We start from the raw sequence: 22,091 nt of genomic DNA, 5'->3' as shown, positions 1-22,091 counted from the left end.
CGTGCGGGGATCGGCGCGGGTTCACCACTTGGATTCCACGCGGAACCGGTAGCCGTCCTCCGCGTTGCCGTGCAGGCCCACGACCACATTGGACATGCCCTCCAGATCGAGCTCGAAAAAGCGGCTGGAGTTGAGGACGGCGGAGCCGATGGTTTCACCCTCCTGGATTTCGGAGGCGAGGCCCCAGTACAGCTTGGGATGGACCACGAAGGTCGCCTTCTGGTCGTAGGCGACGATCTTTTCGCTCATCATGATGCGGCCGTCCTTGTAGAGGTCCACGCTGACGCCGTTGGGGACGTGGACGTCGTTGCGCACATCTAGCGAGCGGGGGTTCGCCCCGTTCCCGTCCGCCAGAAGAACGATCCCCGTCTCATCCCGGGATACGCAGTACCCCTGTCCGCTGAAGGCCTTCAGACGGATGGTCGAGCAGGTCCCGTTGTTCCAGCTGGCGCAGATCTCCGTCTCCTCGGGGAAGGGAAAGACGCAGGAGGACCCGCGCCCCACCCGCTCGATGACCTTCCAGGCAACGCCGTTCTTAAGGCTGTCGAAGGTGGGGATCTCGTTCCTCGTAAACAGGAACACTTTGGGCTGGTCCAGGTTCATGGACTGGTTGGTATAGGTGATTTGAACGTCGCCAGGCATACCATACCTCCTAACAAAATGGTGTTTCCAGAGACGGGGCGCCCGTTCGTTCCCGCCGGAGAGGGGCGAGGGGCCGCCGGCGGTCCGGCGGGAACGCTGGAGGTTTAAACCTTGATGCAAGTATAGCGCCGGACCCTCTCCCCCGCCATACCCCCAAACGGGTGGGGAGGCGGCTTTTCCCGCCGGCTGCCCAAAAGGGCAGTCCCGCGGCGCGGCCCCTCAAACACCGATCTCCTCCAAAGAAAAAGCGCCGCTCTGGAGCGCCTTCACCACCAGGCTGACGCTGCAGGGCGCGCTGAAGATTCGGAAGAGGTTCCGCTTGTGGTACTTGACCGTGTCCTCGCACAGATGCAGCTGCGCCGCGGCCGCCCTCTCGGTCATCCCCCGCGCGAGGCACAGGAGGACCGCCCGCTGCTGTGCGCTCAGGCGGACGGGAGGATGTTCCGGCGTGCGGCTGAGCAGGCTCTCCCGGTACCGGTGGGACACCGTCTGGGAGAGGAGGCCGAGCAGCGTGAGGTGGAGCCGGGTGATGGATTCCCGCTCCGTCACAATGGCGAGGCAGAGCGTCTGCGTGGACAGACGGAGCGGGAGCGCGCAGAGATACCATCCGCTGAGAAACGCGCAGTAATGGTGCTGGGGCTCCGTCCGAACCGGCCTGTGCAGCCGAAGCGAGAGCGCGATCGCGTTGGTTCCCCCGTACCGCTCCGCAAAGGAGACGCCCTCGTCCAGACTGGGAAACCGCCCGTCCGGCGGCATTTTTTTTTACCAATATGCCCTGGGCGTCGGTCATTAAAAACGCCATGTGGTCGGGGAGCTCGCGGCGCACCTCCGAAATGCTGGCCTCCAGCGCGGTGATGGCCCGGCCGTGCTCGGTCCGCAGGCGTTCGAGCTGCCGGTCCTTCAGGGGGTGGGAGGGAGTCGGCTGGTCGGGCGACAGCCCCGCCCGGGCGCAGTTCTTCCAGGAGCGTAAGATCTCTTTTTCCAATGCCTGGTGATTCATTGCGACATCCTCCTTATCTGATTTACGATCCGAGTTTTAACCGCCCGCCAGGGTCCTCCCCTTCCCGCGTTTTGCGCTTTATCGATTTGAAGCCGATATTTGTTAAATTATACCATATTATTGTGCTGTCGTATCTGGCAGAATACAACTAGCCGTGGAAACGCGCGGTTTTTTCCGGCATGGCAACGCTCTTACAAGCGGGACCCGCCGATCATGGGGACCTCCGGAAAAACAGACACGCTGCGTTTCGCCTGCGGGCCGCCGCCCCGCTCGACCAAAAAGAAAAGGCGCCAGCCGCAGGCTGGCGCCTTTTCTTTTTGCGTGAGTGTTCCGTTTGGATTCCCGGTTTCCACTGGGAGGCAACGCCTGGTCGGGGAGGGGATAACCTGCCGCAGAGGCGCCAAATAAAAACAGCCAGTCTTTCGACTGGCTGCTTTTATTTGGCGGAAGCGGTGGGATTCGAACCCACGAGACGTTGCCGTCTACCTGATTTCGAGTCAGGCCCGTTATGACCACTTCGATACGCTTCCATAACAGGATATTATTATATCAGATCGCATGTCCGAAGTCAACGCATTTTTCACTTTCCGGGGCGGCCGGCGCGCAAAAAATAGACGCCCGCGCGGGGGAATTCTATTGATTCTTCGGGGAATCTGTATTATGATAAAGGTGCTGTCATTTGGCGGCGCCACGGTGCCGGCGCCGCAAAGATTGGACTTGTATGGTGAAAGGAATGAACGTGAATGGATCAAAAACGCGCGAAGGAACTGGCCATTATCGCGACCAGAATCCGCCTCGCGGGACTGGACGCGGTACATACCGCCGCTTCGGGACACATCGGCGGATCGCTGTCGGTCGCTGATATTCTGGCGGTCCTCTACTTCGAGAAGATGAGGGTGGATCCCAAGGATTCCAAGAATCCCGACCGGGACCGCTTTGTCCTTTCCAAGGGACACTGCACCCCCGCCCTCTACCCCACGCTCGCTCTGCGCGGCTTCTTCCCCGAGGAGGATTTAAAGCTCTTCCGCAGCATTGAGGGCCATATTTCGGGACATGCCGAGATGCGGCACGTCAACGGCGTCGATATGTCCACCGGCTCGCTCGGACAGGGCCTTTCGGTCGCGGTCGGCATGGCGCTGGCGGGCAAGCTCGACAAGAAGGACTACCGCGTCTACGCGGTCATGGGCGACGGCGAGATTGAGGAGGGCCAGATTTGGGAGGCCGGCATGGCCGCGGCCAAATACGGCCTGGACAATCTCTGCGGCGTCATCGACGTCAACGGCCTGCAGATCGACGGTTCCACCTCCGACGTCATGCCCACCGAGCCGCTTGATAAAAAGTGGGAAGCGTTCGGCTGGAACGTGATCAAGATCGACGGGCACGACTACTGCGCGATTTCCGACGCGTTTGACGCGGCGGCGGCCTGCAAGGGCAAGCCCACGATGATCCTGGCCAAGACGGTCAAGGGCAAGGGCGTCTCCTATATGGAGAACAACGCGGGCTGGCATGGCAAGGCGCCCAACGACGAGCAGTATGAGATCGGCCGCGCGGAACTGGAAGCGGCCCTGAAAGGTCTGGAGGGTTAATCATGGGAGAGGTAATTGCAACCCGCGCCGCATACGGCAAGGCGCTTGTGACATTCGGCGGGAGCGATCCCGACCTGATCGTGCTCGACGCCGACCTTGCGGGCGCGACGATGACCAACAGCTTTGCGAAAGCGTATCCGGAGAAGTTTTTTGATATCGGCATCGCCGAGGCGGACATGATGGGCATTGCGGCGGGTCTCGCGACCTGCGGCAAAAAACCGTTTGCCAACTCGTTCGCGATGTTTTCCGCCGGCCGCGCCTATGAGCAGGTGCGCAACTCGATCGCATACCCCCACCTCAACGTCAAGGTGATCGGCTCCCACGGCGGCCTCTCGGTCGGCGAGGACGGCGCCACCCACCAGTGCATCGAGGACTTCGCCCTTATGCGGGTCATCCCCGGCATGACGGTGCTCTGCCCCTGCGACGGCAACGAGATGACCGCCGCCGTCGAGGCGCTCCTCAACTATGATGGCCCGGCCTATATGCGCCTTGGCCGCCTTGCGGTCGAAACCGTAACCGACGCCATTCCCGGCTATCGGTTCGAGATCGGCAAGGGCATCCAGCTCGTGGACGGAAGCGACGTCACGATCATCGCCATCGGCATGATGGTCCAGGAGGCCCTCAAGGCCGCCGACCTGCTCAAGGCCGAGGGCGTCTCCGCCCGCGTGATCGATATGCACACGATCAAGCCCCTCGATACCGAGCTCGTGCTCAAGGCCGCGAAGGAAACCGGCTGCATCGTCACGAGCGAGGAACACAACGTCATCGGCGGCCTCGGCTCCGCCGTCTCCGAGTTCCTCTCGGAGACCTGCCCCACCCCGGTCGTCAAGCACGGCGTCAACGACGTGTTTGGCCGCTCCGGCAAGGCCCCCCTCGTCATGAAGGCCTACGGCCTCACCCCCGAGGGCATCGCCGAAAAAGCCCGCGCCGCGATTGCTTTGAAAAAGTAACAAAAAATAATGAGCCGCCCGTCAGGGCGGCTCTTTTCTTTGCCGCTCAGGGAGCGGCTTGCCGCCCTTTCAGCGGCGGGGAGCTTAGATTTGCCGCTCATCGGGCGGCGGAGCTTGTCGGTAGTCGACCGACAGCGAGTTCCTTTCTTGCTTGCCCAAGAAAGGAACCAAAGAAGGGCACGAGGGGCTGCGCCCCTGCGACCCCGGCCGCGACGGGCCTTCGGCCCCAAAGGTCGCGGCCTCGTAACACGGATCGAAGTACCAGTCTACAGCAACCCGTCAACCGCCTAGCCGCAGGCGCAACGTCTCTGCGGGCGAGCCCCCAGAACGCTCTTACCGGTGCGTCCGAGGAGACAATTCGGGTTGCGGTGCTTTCAACGGTAAGTGCCACCGCACCCGCCAGGGGTGGGCACACGGGGCAGGATTTTGTCCCCAAAGGGGACTCTGCTTAAGAAATCCGGCCCGCAGGGCCGGGTCCGCGAAGCGGACTCAAGCCGGGGGCGCGGGGCGGAGCGCCCGCGAGCGGCCGTCGCGCGTAGCGCGCTCCGGGCGCAGCCCGGGCAGGCCGCCTAAGCCCTCCTCTCGTGAGGCGCACGCGCTTTTGCTTGTCAAAACGCGGGGTCAGTTGCGGTCGGGGGCCGCAACTGACGTGCGCCTCGACGCCTCTGCCGGGGAGCCTCAATAACGCTCTTACAGGTGCGGCCGGGGAGCACGGCTTTCCCCGTTTGGCGCGCGGATTAGCCTTTTCGCTTTGGGGCCCGCGGGTGGGGCTTTTGGGTGTCCGTCAGGTCCATCAGGTAGTCGGTGCTTGTACCGTAAAAATCCGCCAGCGCGTCAATATGGCTTACCCGAATGCCGCCCCGCCGCTCGTACCGGCCATAGGTGCCCTCGGAAACCCCGATGACCTCGGCGATTTTCTTTTGCGTCAGCCCCCGCTCCTTCCGAATCTTCGCCAAATGGTGATAAACTTTCATAACGCCCTCCTTATGCCAAATAGGTATAATTTTATGTTATGACATACAGGTATAAATGTCAAGAATAAAATATGACATAATGGCATAAAGGGGGCGGAGGATATGAAAAACTTGCGGTATATCCGGGAACAAAACGGTCTGTCGCAGATCCAGCTCCAGATGAAAACCGGGATTGATCAGGCGATGCTCTCCCGATATGAGAGCGGAGAGCGTACCCCATCGGTAGAAAAGCTCCTAATTCTGTCCCGTTATTTCGGGACAAGCGTGGACTATCTGCTTGATTTGACGGACGAGCCGACCCCATATCCGCCGAAGAAGGCGGAGGGCTGAGTCCTCCGCCGGCGACAGGGGCCGTTCCCCTCCCGTTGGGAGCGTCCGCAACCTGAATTGAGCCTTCAGCTAGTGACCTGTGGGGAGTGACGGTAACCGGCGGGTACTGGCAAGGTACTCCCGGGGGATTCTCAAGGGGACTGGCGGAAGTCCCCTTGAGCGTCCTTCTTTGGGTACTTTCTTTGACGCAAAGAAAGTACCCCGCCCGCCGGGGCGGGACCCGGCAATCCCCCGCCGCCGAAGGCGGCACATTCAGAGCGCCTCTATGAGGCGCGAAAAAGCCCTCCGCCCCACTGGGCGGAAAATCTAAGAAAAGCCCCCGAGAGCAGTCGCTCCCGGGGGCTTTTTACGTAAGAATCAGAAGTGGGGCCGCTCCACATAGGTGGTGTGGAGGATGCGGTGGGCCAGGTGGCTACCGAACTCGCCGAAGTACTCCTCATAAATTTTGAGCAGCTCGGGGTTCTCATGGCTCTTGCGCAGGGGCTTCGCCTCGTCGGCGTCGTAGAGCGCCTTGGCGCGGAGCGACTTGAGATCGACGAAGTTGCGGACGCTCGCGGGCTGGACCGGCTGGCCGCCGCCGTTGACGCAGCCGCCCGGGCATCCCATGATCTCGATAAAGTGGTAGTTCTTCATCCCCGCCCGGACCTGTTCCAGCAGCTTGCGGGCGCAGGCGAGGCTGGACGCGACCGCCACGTTGACCGTCAGGTCGCCGATCTGGTAGCTGGCCTCCTTGATGCCCTCGGTGCCGCGGACCTCCTTGAACTCGACGTCCTGGAGAGGCTTGCCGCCGACCCACTCGGCCGCGGTGCGCAGCGCCGCTTCCATGACGCCGCCGGTGGCGCCGAAGATGACGCCCGCGCCGGTGGATTCGCCCATGGCGGAATCGAAGTCCTCGTCGGGCAGGGCGGTAAAGTCGATGCCCGCGCGGTCGATCATGCGGGCGAGCTCGCGGGTGGTCAGCGAGATATCCACGTCGGGGATGCCGGAACCGGCGGCGTCCTCGTTGTCGCGGCGGACCTCAAACTTCTTGGCGGTGCAGGGCATGATGCCGACCACAAAGATGTCCTTGGGATCCCAGCCCATCTTCTGGGCATACCAGGTCTTCACCGTGGCGCCGAACATCTGCTGCGGCGACTTGCAGGTGGAGAGGTTGGGGATCATGTCGGGGAAGTAATGCTCGCAGTAGTTGACCCAGCCGGGCGAGCAGGAGGTGATCATCGGCAGCACGCCGCCGTTCTGGATGCGCTCCACCAGCTCGTGGGCCTCCTCGACGATGGTCATGTCGGCGGCGAGGTCGGTGTCGAACACCTTTTCAAAGCCCATGCGGCGCAGGGCGGCGACCATCTTTCCGGTGACGTTGGTGCCGATCGGCATGCCGAACGCCTCGCCGAGCGTGGCGCGGATGGAGGGCGCGGTCTGGACGACGACATGCTTGGTCGGGTCATGCAGCGCGCGCCAGACCTCCTTGGTCTGGTCCTTCTCATAGATGGCGCCGGTCGGGCAGACGACGATGCACTGCCCGCAGGAGACGCAGGCCACCTCGCTGAGGTTCTGCTCGAAGGCGCAGGCGATGTGGGTATTGAAGCCGCGCTCGTTGGGGCCGATGACCCCGATGCCCTGCCATTTGGAGCAGGCGGCGACGCAGCGGCGGCAGAGGATGCACTTGTTGTCGTCGCGGACCATGTGGACCGCACTGTCGTCCTTGGGCCACTCGGGGTTGGAGCCCTCATAGCGGTGCTCATCCTCGACCTTGAAGTCGTGGCAGAGCTTCTGCAGCTCGCAGTTTCCGCTGCGCACGCAGGAGAGGCACTCCTTCTTGTGGGTGGAGAGGATGAGTTCGAGGGTGATCTTGCGGGAGGCATAGACCTTTTTGGAGTGGGTGAGGATTTCCATCCCCTCGTTGACCGGGTAGACGCAGGCGGCCACAAGGGATTTGGCGCCCTTGACCTCAACCACGCAGATGCGGCAGGCGCCGATCGCGTTGATCTCCTTGAGATAGCACAGGGTCGGGATTTGGATGCCGGCATAGCGGGCCGCTTCCAGAATGGTGCTGTCTTTCGGCACGGACAAGGGCATACCGTTGATCTTTATATTAACCATTTCTTTTTCCATATCCAGGCACGCTCCTTTCTTACTTTCTCACAATCGCGCCGAACTTACATTTCTCGATGCAGGCGCCGCATTTGATGCACTTGGACTGGTCGATGACGTGCGGGTTCTTGACGGTGCCGGCGATGGCCCCGACCGGGCAGTTGCGCGCGCAGAGGGTGCAGCCCTTGCACTTGTCGGCCACGATCTGGTACTGGAGCAGGTGTTTGCAGACGCCCGCCGGGCAGCGTTTTTCCTTCACGTGGGCCTCGTACTCGTCGCGGAAATACTTCAGCGTCGAGAGCACCGGGTTGGGAGCGGTCTGGCCGAGTCCGCACAGCGCGTTCTCCTTGATGTAGTAGCAGAGCTCCTCCATCTTGTCGAGGTCCTCCATCTTGCCCTCGCCGCGGGTAATGCGGTCGAGCATCTCATAGAGGCGCTTGGTGCCGATGCGGCAGGGGGTGCATTTTCCGCAGCTCTCGTCGACGGTGAACTCGAGGAAGAACTTGGCGATATCCACCATGCAGTTGTCCTCGTCCATGACGATGAGTCCGCCCGAGCCCATCATCGAGCCGATGGCGAGCAGGTTGTCGTAGTCGATCTCGGTGTCGATGAGGGAGGCCGGGATGCAGCCGCCGGAGGGGCCGCCCGTCTGGGCCGCCTTGAACTTCTTGCCGTTCGGGCAGCCGCCGCCGATCTCCTCGACGATCTCCCGCAGGGTGGTGCCCATCGGGACCTCGACGAGGCCGGTGTTGTGGATCTTGCCGCCGAGCGCGAAGACCTTGGTGCCCTTCGATTTCTCGGTGCCCATCGAGGCGAACCACTCGGGGCCGTTCAAGATGATCTGGGGGATGTTGGCCCAGGTCTCGACGTTATTCAGGATGGAGGGCTTGCCGAAGAGGCCCTTGACCGCCGGGAAGGGCGGACGGGGGCGCGGCTCGCCGCGGTGGCCCTCGATCGAGGTCATGAGCGCGGTCTCCTCGCCGCAGACGAAGGCGCCGGCGCCCAGGCGGATGTCGATGTCGAAGTCGAAGCCGGTCTCAAAGATGTTCTTGCCCAAAAAGCCCATCTCGCGGGCCTGGTTCAGCGCGATCTCGAGGCGCTTGACCGCGATGGGGTACTCGGCGCGCACATAGATGTAGCCCTGGCTCGCGCCGATCGTATAGCCGGCGATCGCCATCGCCTCGAGCACCGAGTGGGGGTCGCCCTCGAGCACCGAGCGGTCCATGAACGCGCCCGGGTCGCCCTCGTCGGCGTTGCAGCAGACGTATTTCTGTCCGGGGGGCTGGGCCTTGGCGAAGTTCCACTTGAGCCAGGTCGGGAAGCCCGCGCCGCCGCGGCCGCGCAGCCCGGAAACCTTGAGCGTCTCGATGACGTCCTCGGGGGTCATCTCGGTGAGGACCTTGCCCAGCGCCATATAGCCGTCGTAGGCGATGTATTCGTTGATGTCCTCGGGGTCGATCACGCCGCAGTTGCGCAGCGCGACGCGCTTCTGCTTCTTGTAGAAGTCGGTCTCGTCAAGGGATTTGATCTTGTCCTCGACGACCGTCTCGGTGTAGAGCAAGCGCTTGACGATGCGGCCCTTGAGCAGGTGCTCGTCGACGATCTCCTTGACGTCCTCCGGCTTGACGCGGGAGTAGAAGGAGCCCTCGGGATAGACGATGACGACGGGGCCGAGCGCGCAGAGGCCGAAGCAGCCGGTCTTGACGACCTTGACCTCCTCGGTGAGCCCGGTCGCGGCGATTTCCTTTTCAAACTCTTCGATGATCTTTGCCGAGCCGGAGGACGTACAGCCCGTACCTCCGCAGCAAAGCACATGGGAACGATACATGGTGCGCTTCCTCCTTTCTTACAGCTTGCTGCCGGCGACCGCGCCGATGGTGTACTCCTGAACGACCTGCCCGTTGATCAGGTGCTTCTGGACGATCTGGGAAGCCTTTTCAGGGGTCATCTTGACGTAGGTGACCTTCTCCTTGCCGGGCTCGAAGACCTCGACGACCGGCTCGTACTGGCAGATGCCGATGCAGCCCGTCTGGGCGATGGTGACGTTCTGGAGGTTCTTTTTGGCGACCTCCTCGGTGAACGCCTGGAGCACGGGGCGCGCGCCCGCGGCGATGCCGCAGGTGGCCATGCCGACCACGACGCGGGTGTTGCCGCTGTCGTCCGCGCGGATGCCCATGTTGGTTTTGACCTTGTCCCTCAGAGCCTGAAGCTCCGCTAAGCTTTTCATATGTAAGATTCCTCCGTCCACAATGTGGTTGCGCGTCCTGCCGTCAGGACGCCTGCGTGTCTAAAACCTCCTGCGTGTTTTCGCGGATGAACGAGCCGATGAACCCGACCACCGACGGCTCCGAGAGGGGCACGCCGTCGAGCACCTGCCGGAATTCCCGCGTGTCGGCGGTGAACTCCCCCGCCCCGTGGCGGAAGGTGTAGGTGAAATCGATGTCGGGGTTGCACTGCACGAGCGAGGCGACGGTCGCCGCGATGTCGCCGAGCGGCATGCGGTCGATGTGGGTGAGGCCGAAGACCGCCGTCACGGCGGTGCCCCTCCCCGGCTCCGATTCGATCGAGAGGCTTCCCCCCGTCATCTCGGCGCCCATCTTGAGGAACGGCACCCCCAGCCCCACCCTGCGGGTGGTGCGGGTGGTGAAGAACGGGTCGGTGACCCGCCGCACCTGTTCGGGCGTCATGCCGCAGCCGTCGTCCCTCACGGTGATCGTGAGGGTGTCGGCGGCGGGCTGTTCGTCCACCGTGATCTCGATGAGCGAGGCGCCCGCGCGGACCGAATTCTGCGCGATGTCCAGCACGTTCAGCGAAAGCTCCTGCATGGCGTTACTGGTATTTGGCGAGGATGGTGTCGACGTCGTCGACCGTCAGGCGGCCGTAGACCTCGTCGTTGACCATCAGGACCGGCGCAAGGCCGCAGGCGCCCACGCAGCGGCAGGCGTCGAGGCTGAATTTCCCGTCGGGCGTGCACATGCCGGACTGGATGCCGAGCTTCTCCTGGAGCCTCTGGAAGATATCGCCCGAACCCTTGACGTAGCAGGCGGTGCCCAGGCACACGGAGATTTTGTACTGTCCCTTGGGGTTGAGGGTGAACTGGGAATAGAATGTCGCGACCCCGTAGATTTCCTCCAGCGGGATGTCGAGCCCGAGGGAGATCATCTTCTGCACCTCGATCGGAAGGTACCCGTAGATCTCCTGAGCGCCCTGCAAAACCGGCATCAGAGCGCCCTTCTGGCCCTTGTGCTCCTCGATCACCTTCTGCAGCCGCTGTTCCTGCTCAGCGGTGCCGGTGAAGGGGACCACGGTTTTCGTGTTCGCCATCTGTCTTACCTCCTTGGCATTGCCATACGCTCAGGGCGTACGGCACCATTATAGAATTGTTATGATTATAACAGAAAATCATAATGCCGTCCAGATGAATCCCCCTGAATTTTCGCAAAAACGCGGCGTTTTTCATGACAATTCGACAAGTCCTTCCGGACTTTTCCAATTCCCGCCCCCTCCGCAGATTCCACAGCTTTTGGCGGGGGATTTTGGCGGGCCGGTCATTGCGGCCCCGCGCGCAAAATGATATAATATTCAGGTATAGACCGACCGCTTTTCCGATTTCCGAAAGGAGCAATGGCCCATGACAGTCAGCGATATCGCCAGGATTCTCAAGGCCGAGGTCCTCTGCGAGGGGGACTCGATGGAAGCCGAGGTACATACCGCCTGCGGCAGCGACATGATGAGCGACGTGCTCGCCTATGTCAAGGACCAGAGCGTGCTGCTCACAGGGCTCGTCAATTCGCAGGTGGTGCGCACCGCCGAAATGATGGATATGGTCTGCATCGTCTTCGTGCGCGGCAAGCGCCCCGACGAGCAGATCCTCTCCCTCGCGCGCCAGCGGGGGATCGCCGTGCTTTCGACCCCCTACCGCATGTTTACCGCCTGCGGGCTGCTTTACGACAACGGCTTGAAGGGTGGCTGTGAAACCGATGTCTGATACGATCAACCTCACCTACGACGTCCCGGGCGACGACTTCACCCGCGCGGGCGAGGCGTCGAGCGACGTCAAGGGGGTCCTCAAAAAGCTGGGCCTCTCCCCGCAGGTGGTGCGCAAGGTCGCCATCGCCATGTACGAGGGGGAGATCAATATGGTGATCCACGGCGGCGGCGGGCAGATCACCGTCGAGGTGACGCCCGACGCGGTCACGATGCGGCTGGTCGACCACGGCCCGGGCATCCGGGACATCTCCCTCGCCATGCAGGAGGGCTGGTCCACCGCGCCCGAGGAGGTGCGCAACCTCGGCTTCGGCGCGGGCATGGGCCTGCCCAACATGAAGAAATACTCCGACGAGATGGAGGTCATCAGCGAGGTCGGCGTCGGCACCACCGTCAACATGAAGGTGTACGTCGCCTGATCCGCGTTCCCCCCGGAGCGGGCAGGATTTATCTGGGAGGCCGTCATGATGGATACCACAAACTTTTTCCACTCGGTGACCCTCGACCGGGACAAGTGCCACGGATGCATCAACTGCGTCAAGCGCTGCCCCACCGAGGCCATCCGCGTGCGCAACGGCAAGGCGAAGATCATCAAGGAGCGGTGCATCGACTGCGGCGAGTGCATCCGGGTCTGTCCGCACCACGCCAAGCAGGCGATCTTCGACCCCATCTCGGTGATGGACAGCTTCGAATATAAGATCGCGCTGCCCGCGCCGAGCCTCTATGGGCAGTTCAACAACCTCGACGACATCGACCTCATCCTCGGGGCGCTGACCCTCATGGGGTTCGACGACGTCTACGAGGTCGCGCGCGCCGCGGAGCTCGTGAGCGACGCGACCCGGCGGTACATGATGCGCGAGGACATCAAACGCCCAGTCATCTCCTCCGCCTGCCCGGCGGTGCTGCGGCTCATCCGGGTGCGCTTCCCCGAGCTCATCGACAACATCCTCCCGCTGCATCCGCCCATCGAGGTGGCCGCGCGGGTGGCCAAGGCGCGCGCCGCCGAAAAGACGGGCCTTCCGCCCGAAAAGATCGGCGCGATCTTCATCTCCCCCTGCCCGGCGAAGGTGACGGCGGTCAAGATGCCGCTGGGCACCGAGAAGAGCGCCGTCGACGCGGTGCTCGCCATCCGGGAGGTCTACCCCAAGCTGATCAGCCTCATGCGCAAGGTGCCCGCCTCGGTCGACATGGCGGGGGCCGGCCGGATGGGCATCGGCTGGGGCAGCAGCGGCGGCGAGGCCGCCGCCGCGCTCAAGGAGCGGTACCTCGCGGCCGACGGCATCGAAAACGTCATCCGCGTGCTCGAGGATCTCGAGGACGAGAAGTTCTACGACCTCGACTTCGTCGAGCTCAACGCCTGCTCGGGCGGCTGCGTCGGCGGGGTGCTCGGGGTGGAAAACCCCTACGTCGCCAAGGCCAAGCTCAAGCGCATCCGCAAATACCGTCCCGTCTCCTGCAACCACCTCGAGGAGGAGAGCCTCGCCCCCTACACCTGGGACGCGCCGGTCGAATACGAGCCGGTGCTCGAACTGGACGCGGACATCCGCACCGCGATGGAAAAGATGAAGATGATGCGGGAGATCGAGGGGCGGCTCTACGGCATGGACTGCGGGTCGTGCGGCGCGCCCTCCTGCAAGGCGCTCGCCGAGGACATCGTGCGCGGCTTCGCCACCGAGGAGGCGTGCATCTTCAAGCTGCGCGAGGAGATCCGCGGGATGGCCGAGGGGCTCCGGCGGCTTTCGAGCGTGATGCCCAAGGTCGCGGCGGAGGAAACCGAAGAAAAGGAATGACCGGGGGGACCAATATGACGGTGAAACAGCTGGCCGCACAGGCCGGGCTTAAAATTCTCGCGGGGGAGGGTTCCCTCGGCCGGGAGATCGAAAGCGTCTACAGCTGCGACCTGCTCAGCTTTGTGATGGGGCGCGCCCCCGCGGACAGCGCGTGGGTGACGGTCATGGGCAACGTCAACGCGATGGCGGTGGCGCTGCTGGCCGACGTGGCCTGCGTGGTGCTCGCCGAGGGCGCGGCGCTCGACGACGACGCCAAAAAGAAGGCGGAGCAAAACGACATCGCGGTGCTCTGGTCGGAGAAGCCGGTCTTCGACACCGCGCTGGACATCCACACCCGCATGGCCGGGGCCTAGCGGGAAGGGCGATTTTGGGAGAGGAGGCGAGCCGATGCGTCCGGTGTTCTACGACCTGCATATCCACTCCTGCCTCTCCCCCTGCGGGGACATGGACATGACCCCCAACAACATCCTCAACATGGCGCTCCTGAAGGAGCTCGACCTCATCGCGCTGACCGACCACAACTCCTGCAAAAACTGCCCGGCGCTCATGCGCGCCGCCGAGGGGTCGGGCCTTGCGGTGCTGCCGGGCATGGAGCTGACGACCGCCGAAGAGGTGCACGTCGTCTGCCTCTTCCCCGCGCTGGAGAACGCGATGGATTTCGACGGGTATGTGCACGGCTGCCTGCCCGACATCGATAACGTCCCCGAGATCTTCGGCGCGCAGCAGATCCTCGACCGGCGGGACGAACCCGCCGGCATCGAGCAAAAGCTGCTCATCAACGCGACGACGATCGAAATCTCCGACCTGCCCGCGCTCGTCAAGGGGTACGGCGGGTTCTGCTACCCCGCGCACATCGACCGCGCGAGCAACAGCGTGCTCTCCAACCTCGGGTTCATCCCGCCCGAATGCGCCTTCCGCACCCTCGAGGTCGCGGACCCGGAGGCATTCTTCGCGGACGGGAGGAATCAGGCGTACAAAGAGGGGTACGCTATCGTTACGAGCTCGGACGCGCACTACCTCGAAAACATCTCCGAGCGGGAACACTGCATCCACCTCGACACGGTGGATTTTGAAGGGCTGGCGAAGCGCCTCGCATGAAAATGAAAAAAATCGAATGGATCATCCTCGCGGCGGTGGTCGCCGTGTGCGCCGGACTGGCGCTTTTCTTTTATTGGCCGCGCTCGGGCGACACGGTGGCGGTCGTCTCGGTGGACGGAACCGCGCTCTACCGCATCGACCTCAGCAGGACCGCGCGGCCCTACACCTTCCGCATCGAGGAGGAGACGGGCAGGCCCGTCTCCTTTGAGGTCGCGGACGGGCGGGTGCGCTTTGTCGAGGTCACCTGCCCCGACCACATCTGCGAGCGCACCGGCTGGTGCGGCGCGCCGGGCGAGCGGGCGGTCTGTATGCCCAACCGCACCGCCCTCGTCTGCTATGCGCGCGGGGAGCTGCCGCCCGACGGCGGGGTCCGGTGGATCACCGAATCGGACCACCCCTAGACGACGCGCCTCCCGGACGGGACGGCTGACGGAGCGCGCGGCGGGAACGCGGGCCGGGCGGAAAACCGCGCGGCTTCGCCGCACGCGCGAAGGCAGGGCCTTCGCGGACGCCCCGCCGGGGCGTCGTTTTCCGCCGCCCGGCCTTTTTCGCCGCGCTCAAAATTTGACGTTTGAACCGGCCGTCGGGCGGGAAAGCTAGAGGTAAGCGGTTCCCCCGAGCGCCCCTCCCCGCCGCACGGCCCGCGCCTGTGGTTTCTCCGAGCGCCCCGCCTGCGCCAAACGTTTTCGGAGGGGGTCGGGGGGGCCCCTTTTTCAAAAGGGTCCCCCCGGTTGAAAAAAGGGACAAACTGTGATAGACTTTCCATAGGGGCGGGGACTGCCCGCCGGGACGACTGTCAAAGAAGGAGGCATTGCCATGGACGCGGTGCAAAGGGTGATCGACTGGGGGATGGAGCGGTTCCGGGGCTTTTCGGTCCGGGACGTTGCGATCTTCAAGACCTGCCTGCTGTCGATCGGCGCGCTGCTCGGGGTCTACTTTATAAAGCCCCTGAAGAAGCTCGCGCCGGTTTTGTGGGTCGTGGCCGTCGCTTCCTATGCCTATTTGATCTGGAGGATGTTCTTTGCCGATGAACAACAGTGACCCTGACCGCAAGATCATCGATTTCGATAAGATTAAACGCCGGGAGCAGAACCGCCACCGGGCGCGCCGCCGCGCGGGCTGGATCACCGCCGCGGTGATCGCGGGGGCGGTGCTGATCGTTGGCGTTTTTCTGTTTATCCAGTTCCGCGAGGCGGTGGAGGACAAGGGCTTCTGGCAGAACTTCAACTCCGCCGCAGTCGCCGCGCTTTGATTTCCGACGGAAAGAATGGACCGCAGATGAAGAAAAACAGACTGTATACCCTGCTCGCGCTGCTTGTGATCCTCTTCTGGGGGACGACCTTCGTGTCGACCAAAATTTTGCTGACGCGGCTCTCCCCCGTGCAGATCATGCTGCTGCGCTACCTGATCGCCTATGCGGCGCTGCTCGTCATCCATCCGAAATTTCACCGCCCGGAGGGGCTGCGTCAGGAGCTGTGCTGCATCGCCGCGGCGCTCTGCGGCAGCACCCTCTATTTTCTGGCGGAAAACACCGCGCTCTCCTATACGCAGGCATCCAACGTGAGTCTGCTCATTTCGGCCGCGCCCATCCTCACGTCGGTCGTGGCGCACCTCTTCACGCGGGACGAGCGCCTCACCCGCCACGCGTTCTACGGCTTCTTCCTCGCGATGGCGGGCATTTTTCTCGTCGTCTTCAACGGGCGCTTCGTTCTGAAGCTCTCCCCGGCGGGCGACCTGCTCGCCCTGGCGGCCGCCCTCTCGTGGGCGTTTTACACGGTCATCCTGCGCAAGATCGACAGCCGCTACCAGCCGGTCTACATCACCCGGCGCATCTTCTTCTATTCGATCGTCACCATGCTGCCCTGTCTGCTCTTTGACAGCACGCCCTTCGACCCGGCGGTGCTGCGCCTGCCCGAGGTGTGGGGGAACCTGCTCTTCCTCGGGGTGGTGGCCTCCTCCCTCTGCTACGTGCTCTGGTACCATGTGGTCGGGCGGCTCGGCGCGGTGCGCGCCAACAACTTTGTCTATCTCAACCCGCTCGTCACGATGCTCGCGTCGATCGTCGTGCTCCACGAGCGGATCACCCTGCTGATGCTGGCCGGCGCGGTGCTCATCCTGATGGGCGTCATGATCGCCGAGGGGACCTTCCCGCACAGGAACCAGCCCCAGCCCGCCAATACGCCGTAAGGAGGGCGCGCTTTGGACAAACAGAAGATCAGGGGCTACTGTATCGTCTCGGCGTTTACCGTGGTCCTCTACCTCGCGCTGAGCAATATGGACCGCCTGACGGGGGCGCTGCGTGTCGCGGGCGGCCTGCTGGCCCCCTTTTTTGTCGGCGTGGCCATCGCCTTCATCCTCAACAATGTGATGGTCCTCTTTGAAAAGAAGGTATTTTACCGGCTCGCGGAGGGGAGGAACCCCCGCTCCGCCCGGATGGTGCGGCCGCTTTCGCTCGTGTCCACCTACCTGGTCACCTTCGCCGCGTTCGGCGTGCTGCTGTGGGTCGTCGTGCCGCAGCTGGCGGCGAGCGTCGTCACGCTCGGCAACAACATCCCCGCCTACCTGGAATCCCTCCGGGTGCTCGGAAACCGGCTGCAGGGGGAGCTCACCCTGCCCGCCGAGGCGCTCGAGCAGATCGCCGCCTGGTTCTCCCAGGCGGCGGACGTGCTGCTCAACTTCCTCGTCGACTTTGTCCCGCGGATGCTCGGGTACGTCGTCTCGTTTGGCGGCGGCATCGTCACCTTCGTCATCGGGATCATCGTTTCCATCCACCTGCTGATGAGCAAGGAAAAGCTCCTCTCCCAGGTCGGCCGCCTCGGGCGCGCCTTCCTGCCCGAGCGGGCCGCCGGATGGCTGGGCGGCGCGGCGCGGGTCTCGGTCGAGACGTTCGGCAACTATGTCTCCGGCCAGCTGCTGGACGCGATGATCGTCGGGATCGTGAGCGTGATCGGCCTTTCGATCTTCCGCTTCCCCTACGCGATGCTGATCGGCGTCGTCATGGGCGTCACCAACATCATCCCCTTCTTCGGGCCGTTTATCGGCGCGGTTCCGGGAGTCTTCCTCCTGCTCATGATCGACCCCCTGCGCGCCCTGTGGTACATCCTCTTCGTGGTCGTCGTCCAGCAGGTCGACGGCAACATCATCGCCCCCAAGGTGATCGGCGGCTCGGTCGGGCTGCCGCCGCTGTGGGTGCTCTTCGCCGTGACGATCGGCGGCGGGCTCTTCGGGGTGGCGGGCATGATCCTCGGGACGCCCGTCTTCGCGATCATCTATATCCTGCTCGGGCGCGCCACCCGCGCCCGGGAGGCGCGGCGAAACGCCGGCGGATAACCGACGCTTCCAAAGGGGCCGGGACGCATTGCGTCCCGGCCTCTTTTTGAATCAGAAATAAATAAAATCAAAATAAAACTTAATAATATTAATATTTATATTGATATTATCAAAAAATAGGTTATAATAACATCAAAAGGAGGGATACCATGGCAGGAAGCATACCGACAAAGTGCCCGGCCTGCGGGCAGGAGATGCGCGTCTGCCTGCTGCGCTGCCCGGCCTGCAATACCGAGGTCGCGGGGGATTTCCCGCTCGGGCGGTTCGCGCGGCTGACGGAGGAGCAGCTCCGTTTTCTCGAGACGTTCATCCGCTGCCGGGGGAGCCTCAAGGACGTCGGGACGCGGGTGGGCGTCTCCTATCCCACCGCGCGCAACCGCCTGGACGAATTGATCCGGGCGCTGGGCCTTTCCGAGGAAGCAGACACCGAATCCGCCCGCAGGCTGGAGATCCTGAGCCGGCTCAAGGAGGGCGGGATCACCGCCGAAGAGGCGTTAAACCTGTTGCAGGGAGGAACAAACCATGAATGAAGAACGCAGAATGATTTTAGAGATGCTCCAGGAGGGCGCGATTTCGGTCGAGGAGGCGGAACGCCTGATGGAGGCGCTGCCCGCCGAGGAGTCCCGCCAGCTGACGACCGCCGCGCCCGCCCGCGCGGGCGTGTCCCCCAAGCGGGTGGTCGTGCTCGTGACCGAGAACGGCAAGCAGAAGGTCAACGTGCGCGTCCCCTTCTCGCTCGTGCGGGTCGGGCTCAAGATGGGCAAATCGATCGGCGCGATCAGCCTCAAAAGCGCCAAGGACGACCCGCAGGCGCAGCAGGCGCTTGACATCCTCAACAACATCGACGTCGACGAGCTGCTCGCCAGCATCGACGACGGCGAGATCACCCTGCCCTACGCGATCGTCGACGTGGACGACGAGGATTCGGGCGACCAGGTGCGCGTGGTGCTCGAATAGGCGAAGACGGACGGCACGGATAAACCGGGCGCCGGACCCCCGCGGGGGTCCGGCGCCCGGTTTCATTTCCGCGGCCCCATGGGCCCCGGGGATGGAAAGATACGCCGCGCAATGGCGCGCTTTTCAGGAAATCCGCGCGAGGCGGGCGCTCAGGCGCGGAGCGTGGCCGCGATCAGGCTTTTGTGGTCGCCCTTGGCCAGCTCCTTCACCTTCTCCAGGTCGAGCCCCATGGCGGCGGTGATGCGCTCGCCGTAAGCGGGGTCCGCCCAGTAGCAGTGGACGGCGTGACGGTATTTGACGTTCTCGGTGACCGGCTCGATGTTGCGCGCGGTGTTTTCGATGAGCAGCGCGCGCTTATCCTCCGTCATCACCCTCCACAGGTCGCCGCCCGCCCGGAAGCAGTCGTCGGTGGGGTCGTCCTGCGGGTCGTAGGCGTACATCGCGCCCGAAAGATCGAGCGGCGGCTCCATCACATCCGGCTGGGCCGCCCATTCGCCCTGGCTGTTGGGGGAGTAGGCGGGCGCAGCGCCGTAGTTGCCGTCGGTGCGCATGAACCCGTCCCGGTGGTAGTCGTGGACCTCCACCTTGGGCCGGTTCACCGGGATCTGGTTGTAGTTCACCCCGAGGCGGTAGCGCTGTGCGTCTCCGTAGACGAAAAGCCTGCCCTGGAGGAACTTGTCCGGCGAAAAGCCGATGCCGGGCACCACGTGCGCGGGGGTGAAGGCGGCCTGCTCCACCTCGGCGAAGTAGTTTTCCGGGTTGCGGTTGAGCTCAAGCACGCCCACCTCGTGGAGGGGATATTCGGCATGCCGCCAGATCTTCGTGATGTCGAAGGGGTTCTCGTAGTGCTTGAGGGCCTGCTCCTCGGTCATGATCTGCACGTACATCGTCCAGCGCGGATAGTCGCCCTTCTCGATCGACTCAAAGAGGTCGCGGCCGTGGCTCTCGCGGTCCTTGGCCACCAGCGCCTCCGCCTCCGCGTCGGTCAGGTTTTTGATGCCCTGCTGGGTCTTGAAGTGGAATTTGCACCACACCCGCTCGTTCTTCGCGTTGTAGAGGGAGAAGGTGTGCTCCCCGAAGAAGTGCATATGCCGGAAGGTCGCGGGGATGCCCCGGTCCGACATGACGACGGTGGTCTGGTGGAAGGTCTCGGGCAGCAGCGTCCAGAAGTCCCAGTTGTTCTGGGCGGAGCGCAGGCCGGTGCGGGGATCGCGCTTGACTGCGCGGTTGAGGTCGGGAAAGTTGTGAACGTCCCGGAGGAAGAAGGTGGGGGTGTTGTTTCCGACCAGGTCCCAGTTGCCCTCTTCGGTGTAGAATTTGACCGCCACGCCGCGGATATCCCGTTCGGCGTCCGCCGCGCCGCGCTCGCCGGCCACGGTGGAAAACCGGATGAAGAGGTCGGTCTTGGCGCCCGGCTGGAGGACCTTCGCCCGCGTCCATTGGGAGATGTCGTGGGTGACGGTGAGATTGCCGTAGGCGCCCCAGCCCTTGGCGTGCATCCGCCGCTCGGGGATGACCTCCCGGTCGAAATGGGCCAGCTTTTCCAGCAGCCACACATCCTGTAACATTACAGGCCCGCGGGGTCCCGCCGTCAGGGAGTGTTCGTTCTCCGCAACGGGAGCGCCCACCTCGTTGGTCAGCTTTTTATTCTCCATAATATGCACTCCTTCCTTAAATTGATATCGGTTACTATTCCTATGATTTCATCTTATCACAGTTTCTCCCGGGAAACAAGGAAAATTTCTCCTGGCGCAAAAAAAGTCGCTTTTGCGGCCCGGACCGCTCAGAAGGGGCGCGCCCCATAGACGTTGCCCGCCCTGCGGACGAGCTCCTCCATCAGGGCCTCCATCCTGGGGACCGCGGGGTGCGATTGCAGCCCGTACTCCGCCGTCAGCCTCCCCAGCCGCGGGAAGGCGAGCCAGGTGCTGCCGGCCTCGTCCTCCCACACGGAGATGCGCAGCGGGAGCTCGAGGGAGACGCTCTGGTCGGCCTGCATCAGCGCGGTACCCACGCTGGGGGAGCCAAAGACCAGCACGGTGGTGGGGCGCAGCTCCAATCCCGCCTCGCGGGCGTTCTGCGCGTGGTCGTACTTGGCGAAGAGGGGCACGCCCTTTTCCCGAAGCGCCTCCTCCAGCCGGGACACGGTGTCCGCGGCGGGGAGCTGCCCCTCCAGCAGGAAGAGCTTGTTGTCGTCGTAATTGGTGGAGAGCAGGTCCCCGAAGGCGCCGGCGATCCGCCTGCCCAGGTTGGTAAAATCCACCCCTTCCCGGTTGGCCATCAGGGTCACGCAGACCAGCTCCTCCGAGTGGGTGAACCGGCTGAGGAAGGAGGAGAACCCGGGCGCCGAACCCTTGATGTCCATCAGGCCGCGGTGCTTGTAGAACTGCCAGCCCGCCACCGCCGGGACCTCGCGGCCGTCGGGCAGCTTCCAGGGGGCGTAGACCAGCGCCCGGTTCTCCGGCTTGTGGATCAAAACGGAGCCCGCGAGGCCGATGTCCCAGAAGGAGATGTCCTGCGCGGAGGCCCAGATGTCCGAAAAGCCCCGCAGCGCGGAGGAATCCTGACGGCGGACGGCGGCGCCTTCGCCGTCGTAGCTGGCGGCGGGCTCGGTCGGGTCGATGTAGAGCCGGTCGGCCTTGAAAAGCTGGTGGACGTTGTCCGTCCGGCCCACGTCCTCATGCGGGAACCCGTCCAGGTCCTCGGCGAACCCGGTGCGGCGCAGCCCCAGGAAATCGATCTGCCGTTTCGTGACAAAGTCGTGGTAGCTCATGCCGCTGATCCGCTCCACCATCTCGGTGAGGAGGAGGAAGTTGGTCGCGCTCTGCTCCACCCGGGTGCCGGGCCGGAAGGAGAGCGGCCGGCCGGCGACCAGCGCGACCAGCTCGGAAAAGCTCCACCTGCGGTAGGGGCAGAAGCCCTCGGCCCCCCGGATGTCCGGCAGGCCGGCGGCGTGGCGCAGGAGCTGCCTGGCGGTGACGTTCCGCCACGTTTCCGGCAGGTCGGGCAGGTAGTTTCCGGCGGGCGCGTCGAGGTCGAGCGCGCCGTCCTCGAAGAGCTGCATCACCGCCACGGCGGCGAACGCCTGGGAGATGGGGCCGGCGGGCCACATCGTGTTGGCGGAGGCAAGGCGGCGCTGCTTTTCGTCGGAGAGCCCGTAGCCCACCACCCGGGGGATGTAGGGCGCCTGGACGATGGCGAGCGTCAGGCCCGGGATGCCCTGCTCCTCCATAAAGCGCCAAACCATCTCGTCCACGGTCCGGCCCAGGTAAGACGTGTTGGCGCTGCCGCGCATCTTCATGGTCTCATGTTCGCGTGTATTCATCTGGTACCTGCCTTTCTGTTCTGCGCGGGATTGC

The 22,091-nt window shown here is 63.7% G+C and carries 25 protein-coding genes and 1 tRNA gene; 15 read left to right on the top strand and 11 right to left on the bottom strand.

All coding sequences use genetic code 11. The annotated features are described in order from the left end of the window. Window positions 1-21: 21 nt before the first annotated feature. The 3 genes from RCI06_RS06455 to RCI06_RS06445 all read right to left on the bottom strand — a co-directional run bounded on the left by RCI06_RS06455 (window position 22) and on the right by RCI06_RS06445 (window position 2,172). On the bottom strand, window positions 22-642 hold the full coding sequence (locus RCI06_RS06455; RefSeq protein WP_101553086.1) for a hypothetical protein: 621 nt from the start codon (window positions 640-642) through the stop codon (window positions 22-24). Window positions 643-861: 219 nt separating this feature from the next. Next, window positions 862-1,398 carry a helix-turn-helix transcriptional regulator gene (locus tag RCI06_RS06450; protein WP_101553085.1) on the bottom strand — a complete coding sequence of 179 codons (537 nt, stop codon included), beginning with the start codon at window positions 1,396-1,398 and terminating at the stop codon, window positions 862-864. 685 nt (window positions 1,399-2,083) lie between these two features. Then, window positions 2,084-2,172, bottom strand: a tRNA-Ser gene (locus RCI06_RS06445). A gap of 213 nt (window positions 2,173-2,385) precedes the next feature. On the opposite strand from RCI06_RS06445, the gene RCI06_RS06440 reads away from it, so the two are divergent. Together RCI06_RS06440 and RCI06_RS06435 are read left to right on the top strand one after the other, a co-directional pair. Beyond that, window positions 2,386-3,228 (top strand): transketolase, encoded by an 843-nt coding sequence (locus RCI06_RS06440; RefSeq protein WP_101553081.1) that lies wholly within the window; start codon window positions 2,386-2,388, stop codon window positions 3,226-3,228. Between the two features lie 2 nt (window positions 3,229-3,230). After that, the gene (locus tag RCI06_RS06435; RefSeq protein ID WP_101553080.1) at window positions 3,231-4,178 is read left to right on the top strand and encodes a transketolase family protein; all 948 of its coding nucleotides are present in this window, start codon (window positions 3,231-3,233) and stop codon (window positions 4,176-4,178) included. 737 nt (window positions 4,179-4,915) lie between these two features. Here the strand turns inward: RCI06_RS06435 and RCI06_RS06430 are convergent. Continuing rightward, window positions 4,916-5,152: a helix-turn-helix domain-containing protein gene (locus RCI06_RS06430; protein ID WP_306575104.1), complete on the bottom strand. Its 237-nt coding sequence runs from the start codon at window positions 5,150-5,152 to the stop codon at window positions 4,916-4,918. Between the two features lie 102 nt (window positions 5,153-5,254). On the opposite strand from RCI06_RS06430, the gene RCI06_RS06425 reads away from it, so the two are divergent. Then, window positions 5,255-5,482, top strand: coding sequence for a helix-turn-helix domain-containing protein (locus RCI06_RS06425; protein ID WP_101553078.1), 228 nt, complete (start codon window positions 5,255-5,257; stop codon window positions 5,480-5,482). Between the two features lie 357 nt (window positions 5,483-5,839). Here the strand turns inward: RCI06_RS06425 and RCI06_RS06420 are convergent, their stop codons facing one another. From RCI06_RS06420 to RCI06_RS06400, 5 genes are read right to left on the bottom strand one after another with little or no spacing between them, the layout of a single operon-like run. Further along, the gene (locus tag RCI06_RS06420) at window positions 5,840-7,594 is read right to left on the bottom strand and encodes an NADH-dependent [FeFe] hydrogenase, group A6 (RefSeq protein WP_101553077.1); all 1,755 of its coding nucleotides are present in this window, start codon (window positions 7,592-7,594) and stop codon (window positions 5,840-5,842) included. A gap of 19 nt (window positions 7,595-7,613) precedes the next feature. Further along, complete coding sequence (locus tag RCI06_RS06415; RefSeq protein WP_121586315.1) at window positions 7,614-9,401, bottom strand: NADH-quinone oxidoreductase subunit NuoF; 1,788 nt, start codon at window positions 9,399-9,401, stop codon at window positions 7,614-7,616. A gap of 18 nt (window positions 9,402-9,419) precedes the next feature. Beyond that, on the bottom strand, window positions 9,420-9,800 hold the full coding sequence (locus RCI06_RS06410; protein ID WP_101553075.1) for a ferredoxin: 381 nt from the start codon (window positions 9,798-9,800) through the stop codon (window positions 9,420-9,422). A gap of 43 nt (window positions 9,801-9,843) precedes the next feature. Then, window positions 9,844-10,398: an ATP-binding protein gene (locus RCI06_RS06405; RefSeq protein WP_121586316.1), complete on the bottom strand. Its 555-nt coding sequence runs from the start codon at window positions 10,396-10,398 to the stop codon at window positions 9,844-9,846. A gap of 4 nt (window positions 10,399-10,402) precedes the next feature. Next, window positions 10,403-10,897 carry an NAD(P)H-dependent oxidoreductase subunit E gene (locus RCI06_RS06400; RefSeq protein ID WP_101553073.1) on the bottom strand — a complete coding sequence of 165 codons (495 nt, stop codon included), beginning with the start codon at window positions 10,895-10,897 and terminating at the stop codon, window positions 10,403-10,405. A gap of 307 nt (window positions 10,898-11,204) precedes the next feature. On the opposite strand from RCI06_RS06400, the gene RCI06_RS06395 reads away from it, so the two are divergent. The 12 genes from RCI06_RS06395 to RCI06_RS06340 all read left to right on the top strand — a co-directional run bounded on the left by RCI06_RS06395 (window position 11,205) and on the right by RCI06_RS06340 (window position 18,735). Beyond that, window positions 11,205-11,561 (top strand): DRTGG domain-containing protein, encoded by a 357-nt coding sequence (locus tag RCI06_RS06395; RefSeq protein WP_101553072.1) that lies wholly within the window; start codon window positions 11,205-11,207, stop codon window positions 11,559-11,561. Further along, the gene (locus tag RCI06_RS06390; protein ID WP_306575122.1) at window positions 11,554-11,979 is read left to right on the top strand and encodes an ATP-binding protein; all 426 of its coding nucleotides are present in this window, start codon (window positions 11,554-11,556) and stop codon (window positions 11,977-11,979) included. The genes RCI06_RS06395 and RCI06_RS06390 overlap by 8 nt, the downstream gene beginning before the upstream one ends. A 48-nt stretch (window positions 11,980-12,027) precedes the next feature. Beyond that, complete coding sequence (locus RCI06_RS06385; RefSeq protein WP_101553070.1) at window positions 12,028-13,350, top strand: [Fe-Fe] hydrogenase large subunit C-terminal domain-containing protein; 1,323 nt, start codon at window positions 12,028-12,030, stop codon at window positions 13,348-13,350. Between the two features lie 14 nt (window positions 13,351-13,364). Beyond that, window positions 13,365-13,703: a hypothetical protein gene (locus tag RCI06_RS06380; RefSeq protein ID WP_306575102.1), complete on the top strand. Its 339-nt coding sequence runs from the start codon at window positions 13,365-13,367 to the stop codon at window positions 13,701-13,703. Window positions 13,704-13,737: 34 nt separating this feature from the next. Then, on the top strand, window positions 13,738-14,448 hold the full coding sequence (locus RCI06_RS06375) for a PHP domain-containing protein (protein WP_306575100.1): 711 nt from the start codon (window positions 13,738-13,740) through the stop codon (window positions 14,446-14,448). Then, complete coding sequence (locus tag RCI06_RS06370) at window positions 14,445-14,849, top strand: NusG domain II-containing protein (protein ID WP_306575097.1); 405 nt, start codon at window positions 14,445-14,447, stop codon at window positions 14,847-14,849. The genes RCI06_RS06375 and RCI06_RS06370 overlap by 4 nt, the downstream gene beginning before the upstream one ends. Window positions 14,850-15,264: 415 nt before the next feature. Then, window positions 15,265-15,489, top strand: a complete 225-nt coding sequence (locus RCI06_RS06365; protein WP_306575094.1) for a hypothetical protein — start codon at window positions 15,265-15,267, stop codon at window positions 15,487-15,489. Then, complete coding sequence (locus RCI06_RS06360; protein WP_101553065.1) at window positions 15,476-15,700, top strand: hypothetical protein; 225 nt, start codon at window positions 15,476-15,478, stop codon at window positions 15,698-15,700. Before RCI06_RS06365 ends, RCI06_RS06360 begins: the two co-directional genes overlap by 14 nt. A 26-nt stretch (window positions 15,701-15,726) precedes the next feature. Further along, window positions 15,727-16,635, top strand: coding sequence for a DMT family transporter (locus RCI06_RS06355; RefSeq protein WP_276873066.1), 909 nt, complete (start codon window positions 15,727-15,729; stop codon window positions 16,633-16,635). Window positions 16,636-16,647: 12 nt separating this feature from the next. Next, window positions 16,648-17,778 carry an AI-2E family transporter gene (locus RCI06_RS06350; RefSeq protein WP_276873068.1) on the top strand — a complete coding sequence of 377 codons (1,131 nt, stop codon included), beginning with the start codon at window positions 16,648-16,650 and terminating at the stop codon, window positions 17,776-17,778. A gap of 149 nt (window positions 17,779-17,927) precedes the next feature. Continuing rightward, window positions 17,928-18,308, top strand: coding sequence for a DUF2089 domain-containing protein (locus RCI06_RS06345; protein WP_276873070.1), 381 nt, complete (start codon window positions 17,928-17,930; stop codon window positions 18,306-18,308). Further along, window positions 18,301-18,735, top strand: coding sequence for a hypothetical protein (locus RCI06_RS06340; protein WP_101553062.1), 435 nt, complete (start codon window positions 18,301-18,303; stop codon window positions 18,733-18,735). Before RCI06_RS06345 ends, RCI06_RS06340 begins: the two co-directional genes overlap by 8 nt. Window positions 18,736-18,884: 149 nt before the next feature. Here RCI06_RS06340 and RCI06_RS06335 read toward each other — a convergent pair whose 3' ends face one another. Both RCI06_RS06335 and RCI06_RS06330 read right to left on the bottom strand, forming a co-directional pair. Next, complete coding sequence (locus RCI06_RS06335; protein ID WP_101553061.1) at window positions 18,885-20,390, bottom strand: catalase; 1,506 nt, start codon at window positions 20,388-20,390, stop codon at window positions 18,885-18,887. 128 nt (window positions 20,391-20,518) lie between these two features. Beyond that, window positions 20,519-22,057: a serine hydrolase gene (locus RCI06_RS06330; protein WP_306575091.1), complete on the bottom strand. Its 1,539-nt coding sequence runs from the start codon at window positions 22,055-22,057 to the stop codon at window positions 20,519-20,521. Between the last annotated feature and the right edge of the window lie 34 nt (window positions 22,058-22,091).

Source organism: Anaerotruncus massiliensis (ex Togo et al. 2026) (assembly GCF_030825285.1).
GTDB lineage: Bacteria > Bacillota > Clostridia > Oscillospirales > Ruminococcaceae > Anaerotruncus > Anaerotruncus massiliensis.
The sequence above is the reverse complement of the archived record's forward strand: the minus strand, read 5'-3'. Positions and strand labels throughout refer to the sequence as shown.

What these genes read in the sequence shown, in the direction of transcription:
- RCI06_RS06455 (WP_101553086.1), bottom strand. Translation starts at nt 642, where the DNA reads ATGCCTGGCGACGTTCAAATCACCTATACCAACCAGTCCATGAACCTG.
- RCI06_RS06450 (WP_101553085.1), bottom strand. Translation starts at nt 1,398, where the DNA reads ATGCCGCCGGACGGGCGGTTTCCCAGTCTGGACGAGGGCGTCTCCTTT.
- RCI06_RS06440 (WP_101553081.1), top strand. Translation starts at nt 2,386, where the DNA reads ATGGATCAAAAACGCGCGAAGGAACTGGCCATTATCGCGACCAGAATC.
- RCI06_RS06435 (WP_101553080.1), top strand. Translation starts at nt 3,231, where the DNA reads ATGGGAGAGGTAATTGCAACCCGCGCCGCATACGGCAAGGCGCTTGTG.
- RCI06_RS06430 (WP_306575104.1), bottom strand. Translation starts at nt 5,152, where the DNA reads ATGAAAGTTTATCACCATTTGGCGAAGATTCGGAAGGAGCGGGGGCTG.
- RCI06_RS06425 (WP_101553078.1), top strand. Translation starts at nt 5,255, where the DNA reads ATGAAAAACTTGCGGTATATCCGGGAACAAAACGGTCTGTCGCAGATC.
- RCI06_RS06420 (WP_101553077.1), bottom strand. Translation starts at nt 7,594, where the DNA reads ATGGAAAAAGAAATGGTTAATATAAAGATCAACGGTATGCCCTTGTCC.
- RCI06_RS06415 (WP_121586315.1), bottom strand. Translation starts at nt 9,401, where the DNA reads ATGTATCGTTCCCATGTGCTTTGCTGCGGAGGTACGGGCTGTACGTCC.
- RCI06_RS06410 (WP_101553075.1), bottom strand. Translation starts at nt 9,800, where the DNA reads ATGAAAAGCTTAGCGGAGCTTCAGGCTCTGAGGGACAAGGTCAAAACC.
- RCI06_RS06405 (WP_121586316.1), bottom strand. Translation starts at nt 10,398, where the DNA reads ATGCAGGAGCTTTCGCTGAACGTGCTGGACATCGCGCAGAATTCGGTC.
- RCI06_RS06400 (WP_101553073.1), bottom strand. Translation starts at nt 10,897, where the DNA reads ATGGCGAACACGAAAACCGTGGTCCCCTTCACCGGCACCGCTGAGCAG.
- RCI06_RS06395 (WP_101553072.1), top strand. Translation starts at nt 11,205, where the DNA reads ATGACAGTCAGCGATATCGCCAGGATTCTCAAGGCCGAGGTCCTCTGC.
- RCI06_RS06390 (WP_306575122.1), top strand. Translation starts at nt 11,554, where the DNA reads ATGTCTGATACGATCAACCTCACCTACGACGTCCCGGGCGACGACTTC.
- RCI06_RS06385 (WP_101553070.1), top strand. Translation starts at nt 12,028, where the DNA reads ATGGATACCACAAACTTTTTCCACTCGGTGACCCTCGACCGGGACAAG.
- RCI06_RS06380 (WP_306575102.1), top strand. Translation starts at nt 13,365, where the DNA reads ATGACGGTGAAACAGCTGGCCGCACAGGCCGGGCTTAAAATTCTCGCG.
- RCI06_RS06375 (WP_306575100.1), top strand. Translation starts at nt 13,738, where the DNA reads ATGCGTCCGGTGTTCTACGACCTGCATATCCACTCCTGCCTCTCCCCC.
- RCI06_RS06370 (WP_306575097.1), top strand. Translation starts at nt 14,445, where the DNA reads ATGAAAATGAAAAAAATCGAATGGATCATCCTCGCGGCGGTGGTCGCC.
- RCI06_RS06365 (WP_306575094.1), top strand. Translation starts at nt 15,265, where the DNA reads ATGGACGCGGTGCAAAGGGTGATCGACTGGGGGATGGAGCGGTTCCGG.
- RCI06_RS06360 (WP_101553065.1), top strand. Translation starts at nt 15,476, where the DNA reads ATGAACAACAGTGACCCTGACCGCAAGATCATCGATTTCGATAAGATT.
- RCI06_RS06355 (WP_276873066.1), top strand. Translation starts at nt 15,727, where the DNA reads ATGAAGAAAAACAGACTGTATACCCTGCTCGCGCTGCTTGTGATCCTC.
- RCI06_RS06345 (WP_276873070.1), top strand. Translation starts at nt 17,928, where the DNA reads ATGGCAGGAAGCATACCGACAAAGTGCCCGGCCTGCGGGCAGGAGATG.
- RCI06_RS06340 (WP_101553062.1), top strand. Translation starts at nt 18,301, where the DNA reads ATGAATGAAGAACGCAGAATGATTTTAGAGATGCTCCAGGAGGGCGCG.
- RCI06_RS06335 (WP_101553061.1), bottom strand. Translation starts at nt 20,390, where the DNA reads ATGGAGAATAAAAAGCTGACCAACGAGGTGGGCGCTCCCGTTGCGGAG.
- RCI06_RS06330 (WP_306575091.1), bottom strand. Translation starts at nt 22,057, where the DNA reads ATGAATACACGCGAACATGAGACCATGAAGATGCGCGGCAGCGCCAAC.